Origin of the sequence: Sorangium sp. So ce406 (assembly GCF_051474675.1) — a bacterium.
Lineage (GTDB): Bacteria > Myxococcota_A > Polyangia > Polyangiales > Polyangiaceae > Sorangium > Sorangium cellulosum_G.
The window spans coordinates 10314574-10338420 of sequence record NZ_CP150340.1 but is presented as its reverse complement, the minus strand read 5'-3'; the positions used below and the strand labels follow the sequence as shown (position 1 = coordinate 10338420).

The 23847-nt window shown below is 74.0% G+C and carries 18 protein-coding genes; 8 read left to right on the top strand and 10 right to left on the bottom strand.

Annotation, left to right across the window (positions count from 1 at the left end; genetic code table 11):
- The first annotated feature begins 15 nt into the window (after positions 1-15).
- Complete coding sequence (locus tag WME96_RS38745) at positions 16-1575, top strand: protein kinase domain-containing protein (RefSeq protein WP_437286587.1); 1560 nt, start codon at positions 16-18, stop codon at positions 1573-1575.
- Positions 1576-1725: 150 nt separating this feature from the next.
- On the opposite strand, the gene WME96_RS38740 is transcribed toward WME96_RS38745, so the two are convergent.
- Positions 1726-2163: a type II toxin-antitoxin system death-on-curing family toxin gene (locus WME96_RS38740; RefSeq protein ID WP_437286586.1), complete on the bottom strand. Its 438-nt coding sequence runs from the start codon at positions 2161-2163 to the stop codon at positions 1726-1728.
- On the bottom strand, positions 2160-2963 hold the full coding sequence (locus tag WME96_RS38735; RefSeq protein ID WP_437286585.1) for a hypothetical protein: 804 nt from the start codon (positions 2961-2963) through the stop codon (positions 2160-2162). The genes WME96_RS38740 and WME96_RS38735 overlap by 4 nt, the downstream gene beginning before the upstream one ends.
- A gap of 692 nt (positions 2964-3655) precedes the next feature.
- On the opposite strand from WME96_RS38735, the gene WME96_RS38730 reads away from it, so the two are divergent.
- A complete protein-coding gene (locus WME96_RS38730) occupies positions 3656-4561 on the top strand; it encodes a hypothetical protein (RefSeq protein WP_437286584.1) in 906 nt (301 codons plus the stop codon).
- Positions 4562-4725: 164 nt separating this feature from the next.
- Positions 4726-10149 (top strand): hypothetical protein, encoded by a 5424-nt coding sequence (locus tag WME96_RS38725; protein WP_437286583.1) that lies wholly within the window; start codon positions 4726-4728, stop codon positions 10147-10149.
- 273 nt (positions 10150-10422) lie between these two features.
- Here WME96_RS38725 and WME96_RS38720 read toward each other — a convergent pair whose 3' ends face one another.
- Positions 10423-11571, bottom strand: coding sequence for a serine hydrolase domain-containing protein (locus WME96_RS38720; RefSeq protein WP_437286582.1), 1149 nt, complete (start codon positions 11569-11571; stop codon positions 10423-10425).
- 104 nt (positions 11572-11675) lie between these two features.
- Here WME96_RS38720 and WME96_RS38715 point away from each other — a divergent pair, with 104 nt between their 5' ends.
- Entirely contained in the window at positions 11676-12683 is a 1008-nt protein-coding gene (locus WME96_RS38715) for a LysR family transcriptional regulator (protein WP_437286581.1), read from the top strand.
- A gap of 76 nt (positions 12684-12759) precedes the next feature.
- Entirely contained in the window at positions 12760-13221 is a 462-nt protein-coding gene (locus tag WME96_RS38710; RefSeq protein ID WP_437286580.1) for a macro domain-containing protein, read from the top strand.
- Here WME96_RS38710 and WME96_RS38705 read toward each other — a convergent pair.
- The gene (locus WME96_RS38705; protein ID WP_437286579.1) at positions 13188-14114 is read right to left on the bottom strand and encodes a LysR family transcriptional regulator; all 927 of its coding nucleotides are present in this window, start codon (positions 14112-14114) and stop codon (positions 13188-13190) included. The genes WME96_RS38710 and WME96_RS38705 overlap by 34 nt on opposite strands.
- A gap of 95 nt (positions 14115-14209) precedes the next feature.
- Here WME96_RS38705 and WME96_RS38700 point away from each other — a divergent pair, with 95 nt between their 5' ends.
- Positions 14210-15091: an aldo/keto reductase family oxidoreductase gene (locus WME96_RS38700; protein ID WP_437286578.1), complete on the top strand. Its 882-nt coding sequence runs from the start codon at positions 14210-14212 to the stop codon at positions 15089-15091.
- A 77-nt stretch (positions 15092-15168) separates the two neighbouring features.
- On the opposite strand, the gene WME96_RS38695 is transcribed toward WME96_RS38700, so the two are convergent.
- Positions 15169-15534 carry a hypothetical protein gene (locus WME96_RS38695; RefSeq protein WP_433929923.1) on the bottom strand — a complete coding sequence of 122 codons (366 nt, stop codon included), beginning with the start codon at positions 15532-15534 and terminating at the stop codon, positions 15169-15171.
- Between the two features lie 360 nt (positions 15535-15894).
- Positions 15895-18075, bottom strand: coding sequence for a hypothetical protein (locus WME96_RS38690; RefSeq protein WP_437286577.1), 2181 nt, complete (start codon positions 18073-18075; stop codon positions 15895-15897).
- Positions 18076-18212: 137 nt separating this feature from the next.
- Between WME96_RS38690 and WME96_RS38685 the strand changes: the two genes are divergently transcribed.
- Complete coding sequence (locus WME96_RS38685) at positions 18213-18914, top strand: tRNA-uridine aminocarboxypropyltransferase (RefSeq protein ID WP_437286576.1); 702 nt, start codon at positions 18213-18215, stop codon at positions 18912-18914.
- A gap of 16 nt (positions 18915-18930) precedes the next feature.
- On the opposite strand, the gene WME96_RS38680 is transcribed toward WME96_RS38685, so the two are convergent.
- The 4 genes from WME96_RS38680 to WME96_RS38665 all read right to left on the bottom strand — a co-directional run bounded on the left by WME96_RS38680 (position 18931) and on the right by WME96_RS38665 (position 21961).
- Positions 18931-19785 carry a CAP domain-containing protein gene (locus tag WME96_RS38680; protein ID WP_437286575.1) on the bottom strand — a complete coding sequence of 285 codons (855 nt, stop codon included), beginning with the start codon at positions 19783-19785 and terminating at the stop codon, positions 18931-18933.
- A 594-nt stretch (positions 19786-20379) separates the two neighbouring features.
- Positions 20380-20820, bottom strand: a complete 441-nt coding sequence (locus WME96_RS38675; protein WP_437286574.1) for a hypothetical protein — start codon at positions 20818-20820, stop codon at positions 20380-20382.
- A 196-nt stretch (positions 20821-21016) separates the two neighbouring features.
- Complete coding sequence (locus WME96_RS38670) at positions 21017-21532, bottom strand: hemerythrin domain-containing protein (RefSeq protein WP_437286573.1); 516 nt, start codon at positions 21530-21532, stop codon at positions 21017-21019.
- A 219-nt stretch (positions 21533-21751) separates the two neighbouring features.
- On the bottom strand, positions 21752-21961 hold the full coding sequence (locus tag WME96_RS38665) for a hypothetical protein (RefSeq protein ID WP_437286572.1): 210 nt from the start codon (positions 21959-21961) through the stop codon (positions 21752-21754).
- A 340-nt stretch (positions 21962-22301) separates the two neighbouring features.
- On the opposite strand from WME96_RS38665, the gene WME96_RS38660 reads away from it, so the two are divergent.
- Positions 22302-23588 carry a hypothetical protein gene (locus WME96_RS38660; RefSeq protein WP_437286571.1) on the top strand — a complete coding sequence of 429 codons (1287 nt, stop codon included), beginning with the start codon at positions 22302-22304 and terminating at the stop codon, positions 23586-23588.
- The last annotated feature ends 259 nt before the right edge of the window (positions 23589-23847 follow it).

Here is a 23847-nt window from a genome sequence, read left to right as displayed (position 1 = left end):
CACTATGCTCTCCCTGTGCTCGAGATCGCGCCAGGCATCACCATTGCAGGCCGTTACCGTGTCGAGCGCGAGCTGGCGCGGGGCGCCATGGGCAGCGTGTGGGTGGGCCGGCACCTGCAGCTCGGCGTGGATATCGCGATCAAGTTCATGGCGCCGCAATTCGCCACGTCCGCCGAGCTGCGGGCGCGCTTCGAGCGCGAGGCGAGGGCCGCGGCCGTGCTCAAGAGCGCGCACGCCGTGCAGATCTACGATTACGGCATCGAGGACGAGACGCCCTACATCGTGATGGAGCTGCTCGAGGGCGAGGACCTCGCGGCGCGCCTCGCGCGGGAGCGGCGCCTCGGGCTCCCGGTCACGCTGGCCATTCTCGATCACGTCGGCAGGGCCCTGCGCCGGGCGCACGAGCTCGGCCTGGTCCACCGCGATCTCAAGCCCAGCAACATCTTCCTTTCCCTCCAGGACGGCGAGCTGGTCGCCAAGGTCGTCGATTTCGGCGTCGCGAAGGTGACCGTCGTCGAGAGCGCCGGGGCGACGCGCTCGGGATCGCTGCTCGGCTCGCCGAGCTACATGAGCCCGGAGCAGGTGCGGAGCAGCAGCAAGGTCGATCACCGCTCCGATCTCTGGTCTCTCGGGGTGATCGCGTTCCAGTGCGTCACCGGCCAGCTCCCGTTTCCGGGCCAGGAGCTCGGCGACGTGCTCGTCGAGATCTGCACGGCGCCCATCCCGCTCCCCTCGGAGGTGGCGCCCGGCCTCGGCCCGGAGGTGGACGCCTTCTGCAAGCGCGCGCTCGAGCGCGATCCGGCGCGGCGGTTCCAGAGCGCGACCGAGCTCGTCGAGGCCTTCGCGGCGCTGCCCGGGGCGCGCGATCCCGGGGCGGGCGCGCCGTGGGGCGCTGTGCATGCAGCCGCGGCGCAGCCGGCAGCCGCGGCGGAGACGGCGAGGCTCTCCGCGGCGGAGGCGGCGAGGATCGCCGCAGGGCAGGCGGCGGCGATGTCGTCGACGGAGCCGGTGCCGGCGCGGATCTCCGCGACGGAGCCGGCGAGGATCTCGGCGACGGAGCCGGCGCGGGTCTCCGCGACGGAGCCGGCGATCCCCCCGGCCGGTCTGCTCCAGCCGACAGCCACGTTCTCCCCCTCGTCGCAGACCCAGGCTGATGTGACGCTGCCACAGAGGCGAGGGCGCACAGGGATCGTGATCGGGGCGGCGGTGGGGCTCGCGGTGGTGCTCGGCGGGGTTTTGCTCGTGCGCTCTGTGATCTCCGGTCCCCCGGACGTCGCCGACGCGGCGGCGCCGGCGGCGAGCCCCGTCGACGTGGCGCCGGCGGCGAGCCTTGGTGGATCGGCGCCGGCGGCGAGCACCGGCGGAGCGGCGCCGGACGCGTCGTCGGCCGGAGCGACGCCTGCTGACTCCGCGTCCGACCGCAGCGCGGCGCCACTGCTGGATGCGGGGCCGTCCGCGGATGTGCCGCCGAGCGACTCGGCGGCCCCCACGCCGCCTTCCAGAACGCGCGCTCCAGGGAAGTCCGGCGGCAGAGCACCCTTGAACAAGGGTGATGATCTTCTGAAGGACATGTGACATCCGCCGCCGCTCTGGCCTCTATCCGGGCGTGGGCATGTGTAGGAAGTTATGGCTTCGGGCCCCCTGCGCGTCTGCGGCACGACGCCATCCAACTCTGGAGACCAGAGTTCGCCACGCAGCATTCGCAATATCCCGCTGATGAACGGCTCAGATGGTATTTGCCCACCCAGGAGCGGCCGTGATCCGGTTCGGTGACGATAGCCAGTTCAAGACCCCGTGCGCATCGACGACGCCGCTGGCTACGTCGTTGACCAGCTTCGCTGCGTCATCCTGCTCCGCTACGATTCGGATGCCGTTGGCATCCAAGACACGTAACAAGGCGCTCCAGGCGACACGCTTATTCCCATCGGTAAAACAGTGGTTTTTGGCGAGGTACACGAGCAGATAGGCCACAGCTACGAGTAGATCGGGCTCTCCGTCTTCCGCTACGTACATGGAAGCGGTAACTGCGCTTCCGATGCTTCCTTCAACACATCCAGCCTTGGGGACCAGGGATTGGTCTCCGCCGTACTGGCTGACGGCGGCCGCGTGCAACTGAAGCACGTCTTCGATTTCAACGAAGGCCCAGCTCAAATCCTCGTTCATTGGGCGAGGATCCCCATTGTCTCCGCCCAGTCCGTGCGCAGATAGTCTATGGTGCTCTCGATCGGGACGCGAGGCGGTGGGGTCGCCGCATCGAGGATCCAGACCAGGGACGGCTTCTGCCCGTCGAGCACAGCGGCGACCACTTCCTTGTGACGCAGCGGAAGCGCGCGCTCCACCTGCTCGGATGATGCTGCGCACCGCACAGTTCGGCTGCTCGTCCTGATGGCGACGTAGCTCGACCCAGGGTCGAACCCGGCGCTGACGATCCGGCCACGCAGCCTGACGAGCCGAGCCACTGGGACTGGAGCCGACGGCAGCGCGAGTTCACCGAACTGCACGTCGGCGATCAGGTTGCCGTCAGCATACGCGCTGTAGCGCTGGACGCGCACCCCGGCCGGCAGCGACCGGAGGTACTTCCGCGCGGATCCGTTCACCGGCTTGCCTTGGCGCTCAGCGTCCAGATCTTGGACTAAACGCAATACAGCCTGTTCGCCGAGAACGTCGAAGTCAGGGATGCGCAGTTGCGGTCCAGGTCGCGCCGTGCAGACGAAGGTAGGCGCAGCGGAACCTGTCTCGAGCGAAGCGAGCTCAAGGTCCAGCAGCTTGGCGTCCGAGGCCAGTCTACCCCCTTGGGTGCCGTAATCCGCATCGTCCAGCGCGGAAGCAAGGATACCCGACGCGGTCCGCTGCAGCGCGTCCAGCAGGAGCTTGAGCGGCTCCCCGAACGACGAGAGGCTCAGGCGGTGCTGTGCCAGCCCGGGCTCGTCCCCCTCGAAGGTGACCTTCAGCTCGACGCCCATAGGATGTACGCTGGTCGAGCGTGCACCGGGCGTCAAGCCGGGCGTCCCTTCGGGCTGGGCGTGGCGACGTGCCCTTGCGGCCGAACTTGCGCGGCGAGGTTCCTCGTAGCCACGCAGCGCAGGCCAGATTGAGCACTGCGGTTACAAGTCTAGCATTTATCGGACGGACCGTTCTTCGGGGCCGGTTCGGTGTCTGGAAGCCGGTCGAACCGGGACTACTGACACTGTATCCGGTGCGCAGAAGGTGATCGGGCTGTCCCTCGAGACCGTTTCCGGTGTTTGGAGGCAGGTTGAAGCGGTACCCTTACGCCGTTTCCGGTCTGCTGAGGGCCGCCGGACCGGTAGCTCGGGACGTCGAACCGACCCCTTGGCACCGCATCCGGTGCGCAGAGGGCGGTCGAACCGGCCCTCGGCACCGTTTCCGATGCGCGGAGGGCGGTCGAACCGGTCCCTCGGCACCGTTTCCGATGCGTAGAGGGCGGTCGAACCGGTCGCTCGGCACCGTTTCCGATGCGCAGAGGGCGGTCGAACCGGTCGCTCGGCACCGTTTCCGATGTGCAGAGGGCGGTCGAACCGGTCCCGAGAGGACCGAGCCGCGGCGGGCGAAATCCCTCCACGGCCGCCAGCACGCCGCCGATCCCACCCGACGGCGAATCCGTGACCAGGCTTCCTGCGCGCCCGGAATCCACTGCATGCGACCCAGATACCCCGTGCAGGCTCCAGAGCTCCTCGTCTCTCCAACCGACCCCGCACCGATTCCGGCCCCCGCGCCGGACCATCCCGATCCCGCGCCCGCCACATCGCCTCCGCCTCTCCCGGACGCCACCCCGGCCAGCCACCTCGACCCCGACCAGCGCGGGCCCTTCCGCGCCGATCAGGCCCGGCCAGGCGACCCGTACGAGCTGTCCCACGGGCACCCGATCGTCTGCCTGCCCCTCGGCGGGCGCGCTTCGGCCGCCCTCCTCCTCGGCGGCGCCGTCGTCGCGTGGGATCCCGCCGTCTCCGAGGCCGGCGTCGGCACGGGCTACACCCCCGCGCCGGGGCTGCTGCGCGCGCCGCACGTGGCCGTCGGCAACGCGCCCGACTCCCCGGGCTGGGTGCCGGGCGCCCCGGCGCTGGCCATCGAGTACGCCGACGTCGGCGAGGACGAGGCGCGCCTCTCCCGGAAGATCGACGATCTGCTCGGCGCAGGGACGCGATGGGTCTGGGTCGTGCGCCTCGCAGCGCCGCCGCACGTCGAGGTGCACGCGCCCGGCGAGCCGCGACGGCTCGCGCTCCCGGGAGAGCTGCTGCGCGCGCCCGGCGTGCTGCAGAACCCGGTGCAGGTCGAGGCGCTCCACGATCGCGCCGCCGCGCAGCGGGCCCTCCTCACCAATCTGCTCCAGCGCGAAGGGCACTCCAGCCTCGAGTCCCTCCGCGACAGAGGGCTCCGCGAGGGACGCAACGAGGGTCTCCAGCAGGCCGTGCGGGACGTGTGCGACGCGCTCGAGCTCGCGCTGTCGCCCGAGGACGATGCGTCGCTCGTCGAGATGGACGGGACGGCGCTCGCCGCGCTGCTCGAGCGGCTGAAGCGCGAGCGGCGCTGGCCGCTCCCGTAAGCGCTGACGATCCGCCCCTACAGCGGCTGCGGCGCGCCCTGTCCTCGCGAGGGACGCGGCGCGCCATCGCCGATCGCGCGCTTGCGCTCGCTACCGGAAATCGGATAGCCCGATAGCTCACGGCGCACGGGGCGCAGGATGGCCATGGGAGAAGGGTAATCGCCGTGGATGTCGACGCCTTCGCCTCGTCCGCTGCCCGCCGCGCGCTGCTCGGCGCGGCGCTCGCGCTCGCCCTCGGCGTGACCCCGGGCCTGCCGGGCGCGCGCGAGGCGAGCGCCGCAGAGCCGCTCGCCTGGGTCGCCCCCGACAGCGCGCGCATCATCGCGTGGAGCCACGGCGCGCAGCAGGGCGCGCCTGCGCCGGGCGGGGCGCCGCGCGCGAGCGCCGCGCCCATCGCAGCCGACCCGACCGGGCCCGTCGCGCTCACCGCGGAGCAGCTCCTCCTCGTGCCGGTGGAGCCCGGCGATCGGCTGGAGGTGCGCGGCGAGGTCGCGGGCGTCGGCCTCGGCTCCGGCGTCGGCGACGCGCCCGACGTGATCACCTGGATCCCGCTGCCGCCGCTCAAGGGGGGCGCGCGCGACGTCGCGGTGCCGGCCTGGTCCAGCGCGCGCTTCGTCGCCGTGCGCGCGGCCGTCCCGCGCGGCGCCGAGAGCTCGCCGGTCGCGGTGCGGGTCGCCGCGCGGGAGAGCGCGCCGCTCGCCTGGTACCGCCTCGACGAGGACGTCGCCGCGTGGCTCGGCGGCCGCGCGCCCGCGCCGGCCACCGCGCCGGCCGAGGCGGGCGCGCTGCTCCGGTGGGTCGACGCCGCGCGCGGCGCGCTGTCTGCGCAAGGCGCCGCCGGCGCTCCCCCCGCGCCGCCCGCCGCGCGCCTCGAGCCCGCCGCGGCCGCTTGGCTCACCGCGCGCTACCTCGAGGAGTCGCTGCTCCTCCGGCCGCTCGTCGAGCCGTATTTCACCCCGCGCGCGGTCGAGGTGCGCGGCGGCCGCGAGGGGCCCGACCTCCCGGCCGTCGAGCGCGCAACGCCCTGGCGATCGCTCGGGGCCGGGGCGCGGCTCGACCTCCGCGCGCCCGGCGCCGACGTGCTGCGCATCGCCCTCCGGCCGCGCGCCTACGGGGCCACGCGCGTCGTGGTCCGCGCCGGCGGCGCCGTCGTCCGGGAGATCGCCTGGCGCACCGGGCCGCGGCTCGCGGACGCCGCGCGCTGGCGCGAGGCGCGCTGGATCCGGGTGCCGCTGCCCGTTGACTCGCGCGCGGCGACCGTCGACGTCGTCGAGGGCGAGATCGCCGTCGCCGCCAGCGGCCACCGGCAGCGCGCCGGCGTCGCCGAGCTCGTCGCGCCGCAGCGCGACCGCGCCGCGCTGCTCGACCGCGCGGCGCAGCGCGAGCCCGCTGGCGACAGCGCGCTCCGCGCGCCCCCCCACGCCGAGGCGCCGCGGCTCCTCGCCGCCGCGGACCGCGCCGCCGCCCCCGCGGCCGCGAAGGCCGCGCTCGACCTCGCCGCGCGGCCGGCCGTGCCGCCGCCGCTCCGGGCGCTCGTCCTCGCCGAGTCGGTGCGCTGGGCGCCGTCCCCCGGCGTCGCGTTCGCGCGCGCGGCGCAGGCCTACGCGGCGGCGCAGGGCGGGGCGCCCGCGAGCGCCGCGCCCCTCCAGCGCGCCGCCCTCACGCGGCTCGCCGCCGCGCACGTGGACCCCGGCGCCGCGGCCGCGCCCTGGTCCGCGCCCGCGGCGGCACCGCCGCGCGAGCCGGCCGCGCCGCCGCGCGCGCCCGCCGCGCCGCCGCGCGCGCCCGCCGCGCCGCCGCGCGAGCCCGCCGCGCCGCCGCGCGGGCCCGCCGGCGGCCGCGCGCACCCGGACGACCTCGCCGCGGTGTCCGCGCTCGGCGCGGCCCTGTCGCCGCCTGTCGACGGCCGCCGGCCGGTCGGGGCGCCTCTCGCCGAGCGGTATGCGCTCGCCCACGGCGATGTAGAGAGCGCGGCGCCCCTCGCGCGGATCGCCTGGGCGCGCGAGGCACCCTGGGACGCGCTCGACATCCCCGACGGCGTGACCGCGTGGAGCTCGGTCTCGCCGCCGCGCGACGAGCCGCCGGCCCCGGCAGGCAGCGCAGCCCAGCGCGGCGCCGCGGGCGCGCTGTGCGACGTGAACGCGGAGTCCGGGCTCCGCTGGACGCTCCTCGACGCCCCGCGCGCGGAGCTCACCGTCGAGGCGCCGCCGGGCGCCCACGCGCGGGTGCTCCTCCGGAGCGCCTCGAGCGAGGTGGTCCCCGAGTCATCGGTGCTCATCGACGGCGCGCCGGCCGCGGTGCACGGCGGCGCCGGGCTCACGTCGGTCGTCGCCGTGGCGCCCGGCCCGCGCACCTTCGAGCGAGCGGCGGGCGCCCCGCCGGTGCTGGCGCGCGTCCCGCGCAGCGGGCGCGCGCCGTGCGCGTCGCTGCGCGAGATCATGCAGTGGGCCTGGGTCGACGGCGCCGTGACCTTCGCGCTCCCCGACCCCGAGCGCGCCACGGTGGCGCGCGTCGTCCTCGCGCCGCCCGCGGTGCTGGGCGAGGCGGCGCGCGCGCCGGAGGCCCCCGGCGGCGCGGCCAGCGCTCCTCGGCCCTCGGGCGCGCCGCCCGCCGCGCGCGTGCTCCGCGTGCGCGCCGGCGCCGCCGTCCACGAGGCCTGGGTGACCGCGGGCGCCACGGGGTCGATCGAGATCCCGGTCCCCGCCGGCGCAGGCGAGCTGCGCGTCGAGACCTCCGCGCCGACGCTGCTCCGCGCCGCCGTGCGGCTCCACCCCGCCGCGCCCGCCGCGCCGCGCGTCGTCACGCCGGCGCGCCCGCCGTCCGGCGCGCCCGTCGACGGCACGCTCGAGCAGATCCGGGGCGCCACGCGCGCCCTCCGCGCCGCGCCCGCCCCGGACCGCGCGGCGCTCCGCGCGCAGCGGGCCGCCGCGCTCGAGGGCCTCGGCTTCCCGGCGCTCGCCTCGCTCGACCGCGCCGCCGCCGACGACGTTGAAGCCGGGCAGCTCCCGGGCGCGTCGGGCGCGGGCGCGCCGCCGTCGACGGTCTTCTCCCTGCCGCCGGGCAGCCCGCCGGCTGTCCCGCTCGGACTGCCCGCGCGCGTGCCGCCGCTGCCGTTGCCCGAGGACCGCGCGCCCCTCGCCGCCGCACGCGACGCCCGCATTGCCGGCGACCCGCGCCGCGGCGTCGCGCTGCTCGCCGGCCCAGCGGGCGACAGCGCGGGCGCGGACGCGCTGCTGCTCGGCCTCCTCGCCGAGCGCGCCGGCGACGCGCGGATCGCCGCCGACGCCTTCACCCGGATCGGGCTCGCCCACCGCTCCGCCGCGGCGCTCGCCCGCGCCGCGAACCTCGCCACCGACGTGGCTGCCGGCGCCCCGGCGTTCGACAGGCTGCTCACCCTGCGCGCCCTCGCGCTCGCCGAGCTCGCCGTGCAGACGGCCGACCGGGAGGCTGCCGGCGGCGGCCATGGCGCCGCGGCGGCATCTCCCTCGGCCGGCGCGCCGGCGTCTCCCTCGGCCAGCGCGCCGGCGTCTCCCGCGGCCGGCGCGCCGGCCGGAGCTGCGTCGCCGGTCCAGCTCCCGCCGGCCGCCCTCGCGCGGCTCGCGCCGGTGACCGGCTGGGCCGTGCCGCCGCGCGCCGACGCCACGGCCGGCTCGGCGACGCTCGAGATCCGGGCCAGGGCCGACCGCGACCTGCCGCTCCGCGTCCGCGTGCGCCGCGCGCTCGTCGACGCGCCGGAGCCGGCGCTGCTCATCACCGACGGCGCGCGCGCCGAGTTCCGGCTCGACCGCGCCGCGCCGGGCGCCATCGTGCTCGACGGCGTCTGCCGGGCGCTCGATCGCGACGAGACCCCCTGCGCGTTCTCCGTCGCGCTCGACGGCGCCCCGGTCGCGTGCTCCGCCGCGGCCGCGCCCATGACCGACCGCTGCGTCGTGCAGGTGCCGCGGGGCAGCCACCGCGTCGAGGTGCGGCCTCCGGCGGACCAGAGCGTCCTCGGCTGGATCCGCGCGACCGCCGCCGGCTCGGCGCAGCCGTTCTCGGGCCGCGTCCTCTCGACCTGGCACGACATCGATCCCGCCCGCCCCCTGGAGCTCGCGTTCGTCGGTCCGACCGTGGTGCGCATCCGCGCCCGCGCCGCCTACGAGTGCGCCGCGTCGCCCAGCGGCCGCGCCGCGCCCGCGAACGGCGGCGATCCCGCCTGCCGCCCCGAGATCACCGCCGCCACGCCGGCCGGCCTGCTGCGCTACGCGGTGTCCCCGCTCGACGGCGCGCCCGCCGCTCCTGGCGCGCCCGCCGCGCCCGCCGCGGGCGCTCCCGGCCCGGGCGCGCCCGCCGCGGTGGACGAGGGGACCATCGCGCTCGACACCGCCGAGGACGCCGCCGCGCGCCGCCTCGGCGTCACGCGCGAGCCGTTCTTCTGGCTCGGCGGCGAGGTCGAGGCCCGCGTCGCCGTCCTCCCGGAGGGCCCTCACGTGCTGCGCGTCGCCTCGCCCGCCGGCAGGGCGCTGCTCCGCGTCGAGCTCGCCGTCGCCACGGGCGCGCCCCGCCCGCGCGTGCCGCCGCCCGTGCCGCCTCCGCCCGCGCCCCTCGCGCCGGCGGAGGAGCCGCTCCGGCCCGCGCCCCCGGTGGGCGAGGACCCGGACGCCGGGCCGCTCTCGGTCGGCGCGTACGCGCGCGCCGTCGACAGCGAGCTCACCGAGGAGGACCTCCGCCTGCCGCTCCGCTTCCTCGAGCTCGGCGTCGACGTGCACCGCGAGCTCGTCGAGCGGCGCGCCTGGATCTCCGCTGCCGGGTTCGGGCGGCTGCGCGACGGGCCGGAGAGCTTCGGCGCCGAGGCGCGCTTCGACCTGAGCTCGCGCGGCTGGGTCCCCGGCGTGGCGCTGAGCGGCCGCGTCGTGTTCCAGCCGGGCGCCAGCGACGCCGTGGGCGGCAGGGCGAGCGCGAGCGCGTTCTGGTCGATCCCGATCGGCGAGCTCACGCTCTCACCGTGGGCGGGCTTCACGTACCTCGCTGTCGACGACTCGCTGCGCGGCTTCCCCGGCGCCGACAAGGACATCTTCACGCCGTACGCCGACGAGCACCGCACCCAGGCCTCCCTCGGCGCGCGCCTGCGGCACCGGCCGTTCGTCGACGCCCTCGTCACGGCGGGCACGGCGCTGCGGCTCAGCCCGGTGCCGTCGACGCTCGACCGCGTCGACGCGACGCTCGACCTCGACCTGCTCCCGGGCCGCGGGCTGTGGCCGTGGATCCAGCTCGGCTGGCTCGCGAGCTACAGGCCCGAGAACGAGACGCGCGACGAGGCCTTCCTGCGCAACGCGTTCACCGCCGGGCTCACGTTCTGGAGCTGGCTCTCGCGCGGACACCGCGTCTCGCTCGGCGCGGAAGGGACGTTCCTTTTCGACATCCCGAGCCCGGCCGAGACCTCTCCGCGCCTCTCGGCGCTGCTCTTCGCCCGCTACGACTTCACCGCCGGCCGCGGCCTCCGCGACTTCCCGCCGCAGGCGACGCCGTTCCGCGACCGGCAGGAGGAGGGGAGCGGGATGATCGAGCGCGAGCGGCCCGCGGTCGAGCCCTCGTGGGAAGATCCCTAGTTCCGCGGCGCAGAAATCCTGCCAGGGATCTGCCACGAGAGAGGAGAGAGATTTCGACGCAAAGGCGCAAAGAGCGCAAAGACGCAAAAATGAGAAATGTGTTATAATTGCTTCTTCTTGCGCCTTTGCGTCTTTGCGTTGAAATCTCCCTCCGGATCCCTGGACGGACTCCTGGCGGGCGGAACTAGAACACCGACGATGGGGCAGCCCCGAGGAAATCAACAGAAGGGCAGAGCAACCGCAAGGGGAAGACAAGAACCATCTCGCCCCTGCTCAAACGCCATACACCGCGCGCGTCACGTCCCTCGTGATCGCCCCCGCCATGCCCTCGAACGCGGTGTTCGTCAGCAGCACGGCGGATATCCGCGCGACCGGATCGATCCACCAGAAGTGACCGTAGGCCCCGCCCCAGCGCACGCTGCCGGGGTTCATCGGCGAGCCCGCGGCGCGCGGATCCCGGAGCACGGCCGCACCGAAGCCGTAGCCCCACCCGTCGCCGAGGATCGGCGACTCGATCGGCGCGATCTGATCGCGGAGCATCTCGTCGATCCAGCGCCTCGGGGCGAAGGCGGCGCGCGTGCGCAGCGCCTCGAGGAAGCGGTGGTAATCCTCGGCGTTGCCGACCATCCCCGCGCCGCCCGACGGGTAGGATCGGGGATCGAACGCCCGCGACGGCGCGAAGAGGGCGCCGGCCCCGGCGAAGGGGACGTAGATCCCGTCCACCATGCGGACCGGCTCCGGCGCGCCGTCGGCGTACGCCGCGGCGAGCGCCGAGGGATCGCGCGGCGTGAAGGACGCGCTCGCCATCTCCAGCGGGCCCGTCACCGCCCGCGCCACCGCCTCGGGCAGCGGCTCGCCCGTGACGCGCGCGACGATCGCGCCGAGCACGTCGTGCGACAGCGAGTAGAGGAACCGCGTCCCCGGCGCGAAGGCGAGCGGCAGGCCGGCGAGGCGGCGCAGGTTCTCCTCGATCGAGAGCCCGGGCTGATCGAGCCCGTCGGAGACGCCTGCCGCGTGGTACGGCCCGTCGCGCGGCTCGAGGAACGCGTACGCGAGGCCGCTCGTGTGCGTGAGGAGCTGGCGCACCGTGATGGGCACGGCCCGCCCCGCGAAGCGCGGCGCGAACTCGGGGAGCCAGCGGGTGACCGGATCCTCCAGCGACAGGAGGCCGCGATCGACGAGCCCGAGCACCACGACGCTCACGATCGGCTTGGTCAGCGACGCGTAGCGGAACGGCGTGTCCTCCCGCATCGGGACGCCGGCTTCCCGATCCGCGAGCCCCACCGCGCGGCGCGCCACGAGCACGCCGTCGCGCGCGACGCGGAGGACGGCGCCGACGATCCGGCGGTCCGCGAGCGCGGCGCGGAGCGCCTCGTCGACCCGCGCAGTGAGCTCTTCATCCTGACGTTCAATCCAGCCCATGTTGACCTCCGCGCCTGAATCTAGGCGCCCCCCGCGCGAGGACCAAGGCGCCGGCGCGCACGGCTCTGTTGCTGCTTCGTCAACAATCGGCGAGCCTGGCCCGCGTGGATGCGTTCACCGAGATCGGCGTCTTCGTGCGGGTCGTCGACGCGCGCAGCTTCACCCGCGCCGGCAGGATGGTCGGGCTCACCGCGTCGGGCGTGAGCCGCGTCGTCACGCGCCTCGAGTCGCGCCTCGGCGTCCGCCTGCTCGAGCGGACCACCCGCAGCGTGGGCCTCACCGCCGAAGGCGCCGCCTACTACGAGCGCTGCGCCCGGATCCTCCGCGATCTCGAGGACGCCGACGGCGCGCTCGCCCGCGGGCGCGGCGCCCCGCGGGGCCGGCTCCGGGTCGACGCGCCGACGGTGCTCGGCCGCTTCGTCCTCGGGCCTTCCATCCCCCGCTTCCTCGACGCCTGCCCGGAGGTCTCGCTCGAGCTGAGCCTCCGCGACCACGTCATCGATCCGATCGCGGAGGGCGTCGACGTCGTCCTCCGGATGGCGCACCTCCGCGAGAGCGAGCTCGTCCACAAGAAGCTCGGGACGGCGCGCTTCCTCGTGGTCGCCTCGCCCGCGTACCTCGCGCGCCGCGGCCGGCCGAGCGCGCCCGCCGATCTCCGGCGGCACGACACCCTCGGCTTCCTCGCGGGCGCCGCGCCGCTGCCCTGGCGCCTCCGCAGCCACGGCCGCGACATCGTCTTCTCGCCGAGCGGCCGCCTCCACACGAACAGCGTCGACGCCATCCGCCACGCCGCGGTCGCCGGTCACGGGCTGGCGCAGCTCCTCGAGCTGCACGTGCGCGAGGAGCTCGACGGCGGGGCGCTCGAGGTCGTCCTCAGCGCCCACGAGCACCGGGAGGTGCCCATCCACGCCCTCTACACGCGCGACAAGGCCTCTCTCCCCAAGGTGCGCGCCTTCCTCGACTTCATCGCCGAGTGCCTGAGCGCGACGCCGGGCGGCGCGAAGGCGGCCCCCTCGAGCGCGAAGGCCGTCGCGCCCGGAGCGAGGTCGCTGCCAGCAACGTCCAGGACCGCGCGCCGGCGGGGCGAGCCGACGTCGCGGGCGGCGCGGTGAGGCGAGAGAGGCGCCTCGAGCTCACGGGCCCGTCGGCACCTCACGAAGCGGACCGCGGCGGTGCTAGGGTGCCCGCGTGCCGACGATCTTCACCAAGGGCGATCTCCTCAACACCCCGGATCTCCACGCGTACGCGCACGGCGTGAGCTGCGTGGGCAACATGGACACGGGGATCTCCGTGGCGTTCAAGAAGCGCTGGCCGGGCCTGCTCCCGGCGTTCGAGCAGCGGAGCGCCGAGCGGAAGCTCCAGCTCGGGGAGGCCTTCATCTGGAGCGAGGGCGGCGACACGGTGTACAGCCTCGCGATCCAGGAGAACGCGACGAAGAGGCCCTCGCTCGCCGCGCTCGAGCGCTCGCTCGCCGCGATGGTGACGCACGCGGTCGGGGCGGGGATCACGCGGATCGGCGTGCCGCGCGTGGGCGCCGGCAAGACCGGCCTCGAATGGCTGCGCGTCAAGAGCATCCTCGTGAAGGTCGGCAACGACAAGCCCGTCACGCTCGTGGTCTACGAGCAGTTCGTGCGCGCCCCGGGCGCCTGACTTGTCCTCACGAAATCGATGAAGGCGCGCAGCGGCGCGGGGACGAGCCGACGTCCCGGATAATAGAGGAACGGCCCCGAGAAGCTCTGCCACCAGGGCTCGAGCACCGGCTCCAGCGCGCCGCTGTCCAGGTGCGGGCGCAGCCAATCCTCGAACAGCTGGATGACGCCGACCCCGGCGATCGCCGCGTCCACCGCCAGGTCGATGGCGGCGCCGGCGCTGACCAGCAGCGGTCCCGCCGGGTCGACCCGCACCACCTCGCCGTCGCGCTCGAACTCCCAGGTGATCATCTGGCCGCTGCTGAAGCGGCCGCGCATGCAGGCGTGCTCCAGCAGATCGCGCGGGTGTTCCGGGCGGCCGCGCCGATCCAGGTAGGCGGGCGCCGCGGCGGTCGCGAAGCGCTGGACGCGCGGGCCGATCGGGACGGCGATCATGTCCTGCTCCAGCCGCTCGTCGTAGCGGATGCCGGCGTCGCAACCGGCCGCCAGCACGTCGATGAAGGCGTCGTCCGCGATCACCTCCAGCTGGACCTCCGGATAGGCGGCGAGGAACGCCGGGATGATGTCCGGCAGCACCAGGCGGGCGGCGCTGATCGGCACGTTCAGCCGCAGCGTGCCCGCCGGCCGGTCACGGAAGCCGTTCACCACGTCCACCGCGGCGGCCACCTCGCCCAGCGCCGGCACCAGGCGGTCGAGCAGCCGCGCCCCGGCTTCCGTCGGCGCGACGCTGCGCGTCGTGCGGTGGAGCAGCCGGACGCCGAGCTGCTCCTCGAGCCGGCGCACCGCCTCGCTGACCGCCGAGGCGCTGCGGCCAGCCGCCCGCGCCGCGTCCCGGAAGCTCCTGGCGCGAGCGACGGCGACGAAGGTGTCGAGGTCGCCGAGGTCCAGGTTCATTGTTCGGTATTCCGCACAGCCCGTGCGGATTGTGCGCCGTTAACGCGCCCCTCGCCAGGGCCTACCTTGGGCGGGCCTGCCAAGGAGACCATGATATGTCCAAGCTCAACGCCGCCGGGACCCTGAAGCTCGGCCACCGCCACGTGAAGCGCCTCGGTTACGGCGCGATGCAGCTCGCCGGGCCGGGCGTGTTCGGCCCCCCGAAGGACCGCGACGGCGCGCTCGCGGTGCTGCGCGAGGCGGTCGCCGCGGGGGTCGACCACATCGACACCAGCGACTTCTACGGCCCGCACGTCACCAACCAGCTCATCCGCGAGGCCCTGGCGCCTTATCCGGACGATCTGGTCATCGTCACCAAGATCGGCGCCCGTCGCGACGAAGCCGGCGCCTGGCTCCCGGCCTCCTCGCCCGAGGCGCTGACCGCAGCGGTGCACGACAACCTGCGCAACCTCGGGCTGGAGGCGCTGGAGGTCGTGAATCTGCGCGTCATGTTCAGCGTGCACGGTCCCGCCGAGGGCTCGATCGAGGCGCCGCTCAGCGCCCTGGCCGAGCTCCAGCGTCGGGGGCTCGTGCGCCACATCGGGCTCAGCAACGTCACGCCCGCCCAGGTCGCGGAGGGGCGGCGGATCTGCGACATCGTCTGCGTGCAGAACCAGTACAACCTGGCGCACCGGGCCGACGACGCTCTGATCGACGACCTCGCCAGGGAGGGCGTCGCCTATGTCCCCTTCTTCCCGCTCGGCGGCTTCACGCCGCTGCAGTCGTCCCGCCTCTCCGACGTGGCCCGCGGCCTGGGCGCCACGCCCATGCAGGTCGCCCTCGCGTGGCTGCTGCGGCGCGCGCCCAACATCCTGCTGATCCCCGGCACCTCGTCGGTGGCTCACCTGCGCGAGAACCTCGCCGCCGCCGAGCTGGAGCTGCCGGACGAGGCGATGGCGGCCCTGGACGGCGTGGGAGCGAGCGCGGACGGGGCCTGAAGCCCGCCGGCGGGCTCAGGCCCACAGCAGCTCGACGTCCTGTCCAGGGTCACGCGGTCTCCGAGGAGCGCCGACGCTCACCACCAGCCGATGTCCTGGATGACGGTGCCGATGTCGCCGTGGCGCACGAACGCCCGGTTCTGCCGGATCTCGTACGATTTCGGCGAGCCGTCGACGATGCCCTGATCGAAATGGTGGCACTCGAGCTTGTGGACGCCCTCGCCGTGCATCAAGGCGCCCTTGAGCTTGATGTAGGTGGCGTTGTGGCGCATCTGGAGCACGCGGATCGCCTCGTTGCTCGCGTCGATGAGCAGCTCGAGGTGGACCGATTTCACCTCCTTCGGGTGGGAGGCGTCGAACGCGAGACTCACGGCGATGCCGGCGTCGAGCAGCGCCTCGATGTCCGATGTTGAGAACGTCTCGTACACGGTGATCTTCGCCATCGCGCGCTCCTTTCGAGGGGTGTGCTCGGGGCCGTGCCACGCACGGAGCGACGAGCAGGGGATCCCCGGCGCAGCGTGGCCGGAGACCCGGTCTGGAGGTATCGACGGCATACCCCCCATGAAGCCTCGCTACTGCAAGGCTCCTCGGGATGCAAGCGACCGGCACGTGTCGTTCGCGCGCGTGTCGTTCGCGCGCGTCCGTGTGTCCGGTCACAGGACGTCACGCGATCAGGCCATCAGGTCATCGGGCCATCAGGCGATCTGGCTATCAGGCGATCTGGCCATCTGGCCATGGATCCGTGAGGCCATCGGTTCGTCGGTTCATCGGGTCGCCGGTTCATCGGTTGACCGCCGGTACCGTCAACGGAGGCGCTCGAGCTCGCCCTTCACGGCCGCGAGGCGCGCCTCGCGCTGCGCTTCGAGCTGCTCGAGGCGGCGGCGGGCGCCGGACAGCTCGTCCTCGAGCGCCAGGATGCGGACGACCAGCGGGTTCGCGCCGGCCGGCGATCCGCTCTTGTCGCCGAGCGCCTCGAGGTGCTCGCGCAGCCGCGCGAGGTCCTTCTCGATGCGGTCGACGCTCGAGCTCTCGGCCGCCTTCTCCCGATCGGTCTTCTCCACCTCCTCGAACAGCCTCGCCGCGGCGCCCAGCGCGGCGCGGTCCGCGGCGGGCAGCGCGGCGACGTCGGCCGCCGACCGCAGCGCGCGCGACGAGAGCGAGCGCACGTCGTGGGAGCGCTGGAGCGCCTCGTCGATCGTCACCTCGCGCTCCAGCTTGCTCCGCGGCCCGATCCGCAGGACGCCGAGAGGCCTCCCGCTCGCCTCGTCGAAGTCCACCGCGTCGAAGCCCCGGGCGCTGGCGTTCTTCACGATGTCGAGCGCCACGTGGACGCGCCGCCCCTCACCGCCGCGGTTCTCGACCGCGTAGGTGCGCCGGTGCTTGCGGACGAAGTGCTCCGTGAGGCGCCCGCCCTCGAAGACGAGCCGCTGCGTCGCGTCCTCCGGGCGCCGCGCGGTGGTCCGCAGCGAGACGTCGAGATCGGCGCCGAACAGGAGGAACGCGCGCTCGCCCGGCTTGAGGCGCGGCAGCCCCGTCTCGCCCGCGAAGCCGCTCGCCTCGTAGACGGCGACGGGCCCCGCGGGCAGCGTCTGCGCGGTGGTGTTCGCGAGGCGCGCGCCGCTGCGGCCCCGCTCCTGCTCGCCCTCGAACCACGTGAGCCGCTGCGCCTCGACGTCCTGCTGCGTGAAGGGGATGAGCGCCGAGCCGTGGGCGCGCAGGCGGAGCCCCCCGGGCAGCCGGTACGTGAACAGCGCGCCGTTCTCGACGCCGGTCGCCTGCGCGACCTCGGCGAGGTTGCCGATGCTGAGCGCCTCGCTCTCCTCGGTGCGCCCGTCGGGGAGGGTCATCCCGCGGCCCGTCCCCGAGAGCCCCATGCCGTGGCTGCCTCCCAGCCGGCCTTCGCCGCTGCCGAAGCCCATGGAGGTGATCGACCCGTCGGCGTTGTCGCCCCAGATCTGGTCGGGGGTCTTGTCGGCGAGCTGCGGGATGGTCGAGAGGCTCTCGTCCGGATGGGCGAGCTCCCTGCGCGCGTAGCGCGGGGCGCTCAGCGGGAACAGGAACGAGTCCGGCCGGCCGTTGACGAGCTCCACGCTGACGCCGGCCCAGGGCTCGTCGGTGTCGTTGTGGACGAGCGCCCAGCCCTGCAGCCGCGCGTGCCCGCCCCCGAGGAGCAGCCGGTACGTGGAACGCCACACCGGCGTCTCGGCGATGTAGCCGAGGCGCACCGGCGCAGCGCTCTCCGCGAGGACGCGCAGGCTGCGGCGGATCTGCGCCGCGCGCCCCGACAGCGCGCCCACGGCGGCGCCGAGCCGGCCCGCGACGATGGGGTCGACGGGGCGCACCTGGTCGACGCGCGAGGCGCGCAGGCGCCGGATCGCGCCGCCCTGCTGGATCAGGGTGAGGTACAGGTCCTCCTGGGTGTCCGGCGCGGCGGCGGCGCGCTCCTCCGGCCCGGCCTTGGCCGAAGCGGCCTTCGCGCCGGCCCCCGCGGCGGCGGCCGAGGCGGCCGGCGGCGAGAGCGGTATCGGCGGGGCGTCCGTCACCTCGGCGAGCTGGCCGATCCACGTCTCCGCGCCGGCCGTGATCTCGACCTCGATGCCGCGCAGGCTCTCCAGCACCTCGCGGTACGTCACCGGCGCGTCCGACTCGAGCGGCAGGGCGGCGAGCGAGCGGCTCAGCCCGCCGCTCAGCACGCTGTCGAACTCGATGCCTGTCACGCGCGCTTCTCCGCTGGAGAGCACGATCAACGTCTTGAGCGCGTCATCGACGTGCGAGGCCGGCACGGGCAATGAATCGCTGCTCGGCGAGATGGTTCCGCTGCGCTCGAAGTATCCGACGCCGGTCTCGTACAGCCGCAGCTTCTTCAGGGGAAGCGCCGACGCGACGGCCGGCGAGGCCGCGGGGGGCGCGTGGCACCCGGCGATCAGGACAAGCGTGCTCAGCGCGACGGCTCGACGGCAGACCCGCGCCAGTGGGGCAAGCATGGGTGTCACGACACCGGGGCTCCCGCGAGGTTCCCGGGCGCCGCGCCGGAGCGTCTCTGCGCCGTCCGTGCTAGGGTCCGCCGGCGTGCCAGAGACCGAGATCGCGCGGATCCGTCGGGCCGCCCGGTCCTGACCTGATGACGTTCATCCCGCTGCAACCGCCCGATCTGCCCTCCATCCGCGCGCGGGGGACGCCGCGGTGCCGCGGCTGCGGCCTGCCGGAGGCGATGTGCCTCTGCGGCGCGCTGCCCCGGCTCCCGGTGCGCACGCGCGTCGTGCTGCTCACGCACCGGATCGAGCGCACCCGGAGCACCAACACGGGTCGGCTCGTCGCGCGCCTGCTCGAGGGCGCGGAGGTGCGCGTGCGGGGCGAGATCGAGCCGCGGCCGCGCCCGCCGTTGCCGGAGGGGCGCCGGCTCATGCTCTTTCCGTCGCCGGGCGCGCGCGCCCTCTCGCCCGACGACGGGGGCGGCGAGCCGGTGGTGCTGCTCGTCCCCGACGGCAACTGGAACCAGGCGCGCCGGGCCTTCCACCGCGATCCCGACGCGCGCGGCGCCGAGCCGGTCACCCTGCCGGAGGGCGCGCCGAGCCGCTATGGCCTGCGGCGCGCGCCGCACGAGGGCGCCCTGTCGACGCTGGAGGCCGTCGCGCGCGCGCTCGGGTTGCTGGAGGGCGCGGCGGTCGAGCGACGGATGATGGAGGCGTTTGACGTGTGGGTGCACCGCGCGACGTGCGTGCGGCTCACCGGAAAGCTCGAGGAGGGGGAGGCGGGTTGCGGCGACGAGGACGGCGACGAGGCCGTCCCGGGCCGGGATCTTCACGGACCCGGGGACCCGTGAACGTCTGACGCGCCTGTCACCGGAAGTTCTGCACCGCCCAGACGCTGCCGTCCGGGAAGGTGTGGAACCCGCAAGCCACCTCGGTGAACTCGGGGTTGCTCATGTTGATGTAATGGCCGTGCTTCTCGAAATCCTCGCCGGGCCCCTCGTCCCACATGACCTGCAGGCACGAGGCGATCATGGATTGCGGGGGACCAGGCCACCCGGGGCATTCGTTCTGCGCCCTCTCCTTGCAAGCGCCGAACGCGCCGTGCGCCGTGCCGGTGTTCCCGTCGGACTCGCACTCTTCATCGGAGCACGACTCGGCCTCGGTCCAGCGCCCGAGGGGCGGCAAGCCGAGCGTGGCGCGGTGCTGGTTGATCGTATCGACGCAGAGCTGCGCCGCGCTCGTCGCGCCGTCGCTGCCGCCGGTTCCGGCGGCGCCGCCGGTCGGGGCGCCGCCGGAGCCGTCGCTGCCGCCCGCGCCGCCGGCAGGTGAGCCGCCGCTGCCGCCGGAGCCGCCGGCCGGTGAGCCGGAGCCGTCGCTGCCGCCGGAGCCGCCGGCCGGTGAGCCGGAGCCGTCGCTGCCGCCGGTGCTGCCGGAGCTCACGGTGGTCGAGCCGTCGTTGCCCCCGGTGGTCACCCCGGTGGTCGGGCCGCCCGAGCCGTCGCTGCCCCCGCTGGCCGCGGTGGTCGTCGCGCCGGCGCCGCCGGTGCTCGCCCCGCTGCCAGGCGCGCCGCTGGAGCTGCCGTCGCCGGCGCCGCTCGACGGCCCGCTGTCCTCGCTCTCGCTCGACGCGCCACCCAGCTCGCCAACGCAGCCCGACAGCACGGAAGCAATGAACGTCGCGGTGAGCACAATGGCTCGTGAGTGAATCCAAGAGTGAAGCATGGGTCGAGTCTATGGCACTTCCGACTCATGCTCAAATTTGACCGATCTCGCTGGAACTTTGCATGAGTGATCGGCTCGCGCGCAATCTGTGGGCTTGCGATGTCTCCTGTGTGAAGGGGCGCGCGTATGTCGTACAGAAAGTCGTTCTGTCGGTTCTTGTTTCAGCTGGGCGAGACAAATATTGAAAGAGGCAATTCGTCAGGAGGAGGGAGGGATGTTGTTTACCTCTCTTGGGACGCTCCTCTCCTCTTTGGTGCATCTATCCAGCTGACGCTGGTTGCCTGCGCCGCCAGCCCTGAACCCCGAGAAAACGAACCACAGAGGGCACAGAGGGCACAGAGTTTTTTTTGTTTGGTGGCTGTTCCTCTGTGTCCTCTGTGCCTCTGTGGTTCAAATCTCTTCATTCCTGGGTGTTTCAAGCTCATCGGCGCTCTATCGGCACGATCGAGGACGGGAACGCGCACGCGCACGCCAGACGAGGACGATAGGTGTGAGACAGGGGACGGGGGCGCGGGACGGGGACGGGGGCGCGAGGCGGAGACGATGGACGACGCGCCTCTCCGCGCCGGGGCTCACAGCGCCCCGCGAGGACCGCTACGACGCCGGAACCGGCGACTTGCGCAGCCTTCCCCCGCGCCCGGCACCGCTGCGCGACCGGATCGACGACGCGAGGATCCGCACCCCGCGCGCTCGACGTGCCGCTGCGCCCCCGCGGACCGAGGCCCCGTGGAGCTTCAAGGCGCGCCGCGGCCTCGCCCCATCCCCCTCCGCCCGCTGCGCGCCGCGCCTCCGCTGGACATAGACGATCACCGCGCCGGCGACCGCGTTCGCCACCATGAGGAGGTTCGTCGCCACGAAGACCCAGTTGTGGACCAGCCAGCTATAGACGACGAACCCGACCGAGGCAGCGAGCTGGCCCAGGAACAGCCACTTCGAGACTCCCTCGCTCGTCTTGCTCTTCCACTGCTTGTAGACCTGCTTGCCGACCGTCAGGACGAGGATGATGGAGCTGACCCAGCCGATTGCTTCTGCCATGGTCGACCGCCGAACCGCCGCGCGCGTGCTCCAGGCTGGCGCGCTCCCGGCGGCGCGTCGCGCGCCATCACGAACAGAAAATGAAAACACGGAGGCGGCGAGGGCACCGAGCGTCCGCTGTCGCCGTGCCCTCGTCGCCTCCGTGGCTCAACCACCGCGATCGTGCTGCTGCGGCGCGCTCGGCGCCGACCCCTCGTCAGGCCGGGTTGGCCCCGTTCGCGTGCTTCGCGTGGCTCGTCTTGTCCGCGGACGTCTTCTTGTAGCCCGCCGGCAGGAGCGCCTCGTAGCCCTCGGCCAGCCGCTGCTCGAACTCCGCCTTCAGCTCCTTGCCGAGCTCGGCGAGGCGCTTCTCGTCGATGGCCTCCTCGACCTTGGGGAAGAGCTCCTCTTCCTCCTCCTCGACGTGGTGCTGGATCAGCTCCTTCAGCGTCGTCACCCGCGCCTTGAACGAGATGTCCTCCGGGTCGGTCGCGAGCAGCCGCTTCAGGGCCAGCTCGGCGATCGCGTGCTCCTCGTAGCTCTCGAGGATCAGGTCCTCCTTGATCTGCCGCACGGCGGGATAGAAGCTCTCCTGCTCGATCGCCATGTGCGCGACGAGCTCGTTCGCGAGCTCCGCGAGCAGCGGCGCCGGCTCCGATTTGCCGCTCTCGAGCTGCTTGAAGAGGGACTCTACCTTGCGGTGCTGCTTCTCGAGCAATGAGGTCGCTTTCATCGTTCTTCCTCCAACGTGCGAGCCGCGCCTCGGCACGGCTGGGGTCCTTCGTGTGTCATCGCCGACCGCGGAGCACCTCACGTGCAGACCCTCCGGCCAGCTCTCCAGGCGCGCCGAGCCTGGGCACGAGCGCCCGGGCTCGCCCCCAGGCTCGGGCAGCCTGAGCGTTTCAGAGCGTCGCGCCGCGCTGCAGGCGCGCCGGCGCCAGCGCGCTCGGCGCTAGTCCGTCTTGTCCTCGACCTTGTCCCCCACGTCCTCGGCTGCGTCGCCCGTCGACTCGGCCGCGTCCTTCGCCTCGTCCTTGACGTCGCGCGCAGCGTCGTCCACGGCCTCGCCAGCCTTCTCGGCCGGACCCTCCGGCTGAGGCTTGCTGCCGCCGCAACCGATGACCATGCCGCCCACGAGCAGCGACAGATACAATGTTCTCACGGTACCCTTCCTCCCATGCGCCCGACGGGTCTGACCCCGGGGCGCGTTCAACGTCACTCGACGACTCTTCGCTTCAGCCCCCCACGTCCAGCAACGCCCGGGCCAAGCGACGCGATGAGCCCGCGCGTCTTCCTCTCCGTCGCTCCTCCGCTCCAGGCCCGCGCGCTCCTGAGACATATCGCCTCGACCGTGGCGTCCTGCGACGCGCAACGTCCGCCTGCCCGCGCCGCGCGGCGCGCGTGCCCGCTGCGCGGACAATCCGCCGGGCGGCGCCGCAATGCCGTCGCATTCGCTTGGCCCCGGTGCTGATCGGCGCAAGAATCCGCCCGGGAACCGCGACATGATTCACGATATTGCCCGGGCGCTCGGCGCCATCTTCACTGGCGAGCGGGCCTGCCTGCTGCACGCCGTCGTCCCGGCGCATGTCCATGGCCACACGCTCGCGCTGCTGCGGGCCCTGGGCGAGGCGGGCCCCTCGCCCCGCCCGGTGTGGGTCCTCGCCGACCCGGTCTACGGGCCCAGCCGCGGCTGGGCGGCCCGCGAGCGCTCGCTGGCGCGTGAGCTCGGCCCCCTGCCGGCGCCTTCACCGGGGACGCTCGAGCCAGGTCCCCCGGTCGAGCCGCTGAGCGCGTTCGCGCGCGCCGTCGCGGCGTACCTCGCCGACCGCGCGCCGGGCGGCCCCGTCGTGGTGCTCGCGCCGCAGCACGTCGACGACCCCCCGGCGTACGCCCGGGACCTCCTCTGGCTCACCCAGCGCGCCGAGCTCGCGCCCGCGCGCTGGGTCCTGGTGGACGCGGTCCACTCGAGCGTGGGCGACCTCCTGGCGCGCGTCGGCGAGGGCGCGTCGCGCGTCCTGTGGCCCGAGGCGGACGGCGCGGCGGTCGTCGAGCTCGAGCGCCTGCTCACCGATCTCTCGGCCCGCGGGCAGCGCCTCCCCGCCGACCTGGAGATGCGCATCGGGCCAGGCTCGCCGCTCCGCGCGCCCGAGCTCCTCCCGCAGCGGCGCCTCCTTCACGAGGCGGACCGATGCTTCCACGCGGGACGGCACGCCGAGGCGGCGCAGCTCCAGAAGCAGGCCGAGGAGATGCTGGCGGGCCGCGGGCTGGGTGAGGAGGCCGTTCACGTGGGCATGCAGCGTGCGCGCTCGCTGATCGCGGCGGGGGTGGTGGACGAGGGGCATCGGGTGTTCGTCGCGGCGCTGAAGGAGGCCGAGCGGCGCGGCCTGCTGGGCATCGTCCCCGAGGCCTACGCCTCGCTCGGCAGCCTCCACAGCAAGCAGCGCCGCTTCCTGGACGCGTCGGAGGCCTACGCCCGTGCCGGAGAGCTCGCCGACCGCCGTGGCAGCCACGAGTTCGCGGCGGACATGCACCGCTGCGCCGGGCACGCGGCGCTCAACGCCGACATGCCCGACGCCGCCGCGAGGGCGTGGCGGCGGGCCTTCGAGCTGCTCGGCTCGGCGGCCCCGACGGTCGGCGCGCTGGAGAAGCCGCAGCAGATCGTCATCCTCGGGCTCGCCCTCGCCGACGTCTTCGAGACGCACGGCAACCTCCCCGCCGCTCGTGGCCTGAGGGGGCACGCGGAGGCGATCGAGACGCGCAATCCGCGGCGCGCGGAGACGTGGAGTTGAGACGCCCGGTTCGATGACGGGAAAGAGGAGGAACCACAGAGCGCACAGAGGGATGCAGAGGCACAGAATTGTTCTCTATCTCTCCCCTCTGTGCCCTCTGTGCCTCTGTGGTTCGTTCTCTCCGGCATGACACCAGGGCGGAGCCCATGCGCGACGCCGTCCCCGCCATGGCGGCGCCACCCGCGCGGCGCACGTCGCACGCCCGAAATCGCTTGATTCAAGCCTCGTAGCCGCCTGGTACGCGATCTGCCGTGGGCGC

What these genes read in the sequence shown, in the direction of transcription:
- WME96_RS38740 (WP_437286586.1), bottom strand. Translation starts at nt 2,163, where the DNA reads ATGAACGAGGATTTGAGCTGGGCCTTCGTTGAAATCGAAGACGTGCTT.
- WME96_RS38735 (WP_437286585.1), bottom strand. Translation starts at nt 2,963, where the DNA reads ATGGGCGTCGAGCTGAAGGTCACCTTCGAGGGGGACGAGCCCGGGCTG.
- WME96_RS38730 (WP_437286584.1), top strand. Translation starts at nt 3,656, where the DNA reads ATGCGACCCAGATACCCCGTGCAGGCTCCAGAGCTCCTCGTCTCTCCA.
- WME96_RS38720 (WP_437286582.1), bottom strand. Translation starts at nt 11,571, where the DNA reads ATGGGCTGGATTGAACGTCAGGATGAAGAGCTCACTGCGCGGGTCGAC.
- WME96_RS38705 (WP_437286579.1), bottom strand. Translation starts at nt 14,114, where the DNA reads ATGAACCTGGACCTCGGCGACCTCGACACCTTCGTCGCCGTCGCTCGC.
- WME96_RS38700 (WP_437286578.1), top strand. Translation starts at nt 14,210, where the DNA reads ATGTCCAAGCTCAACGCCGCCGGGACCCTGAAGCTCGGCCACCGCCAC.
- WME96_RS38695 (WP_433929923.1), bottom strand. Translation starts at nt 15,534, where the DNA reads ATGGCGAAGATCACCGTGTACGAGACGTTCTCAACATCGGACATCGAG.
- WME96_RS38690 (WP_437286577.1), bottom strand. Translation starts at nt 18,075, where the DNA reads ATGCTTGCCCCACTGGCGCGGGTCTGCCGTCGAGCCGTCGCGCTGAGC.
- WME96_RS38685 (WP_437286576.1), top strand. Translation starts at nt 18,213, where the DNA reads ATGACGTTCATCCCGCTGCAACCGCCCGATCTGCCCTCCATCCGCGCG.
- WME96_RS38680 (WP_437286575.1), bottom strand. Translation starts at nt 19,785, where the DNA reads ATGCTTCACTCTTGGATTCACTCACGAGCCATTGTGCTCACCGCGACG.
- WME96_RS38675 (WP_437286574.1), bottom strand. Translation starts at nt 20,820, where the DNA reads ATGGCAGAAGCAATCGGCTGGGTCAGCTCCATCATCCTCGTCCTGACG.
- WME96_RS38670 (WP_437286573.1), bottom strand. Translation starts at nt 21,532, where the DNA reads ATGAAAGCGACCTCATTGCTCGAGAAGCAGCACCGCAAGGTAGAGTCC.
- WME96_RS38660 (WP_437286571.1), top strand. Translation starts at nt 22,302, where the DNA reads ATGATTCACGATATTGCCCGGGCGCTCGGCGCCATCTTCACTGGCGAG.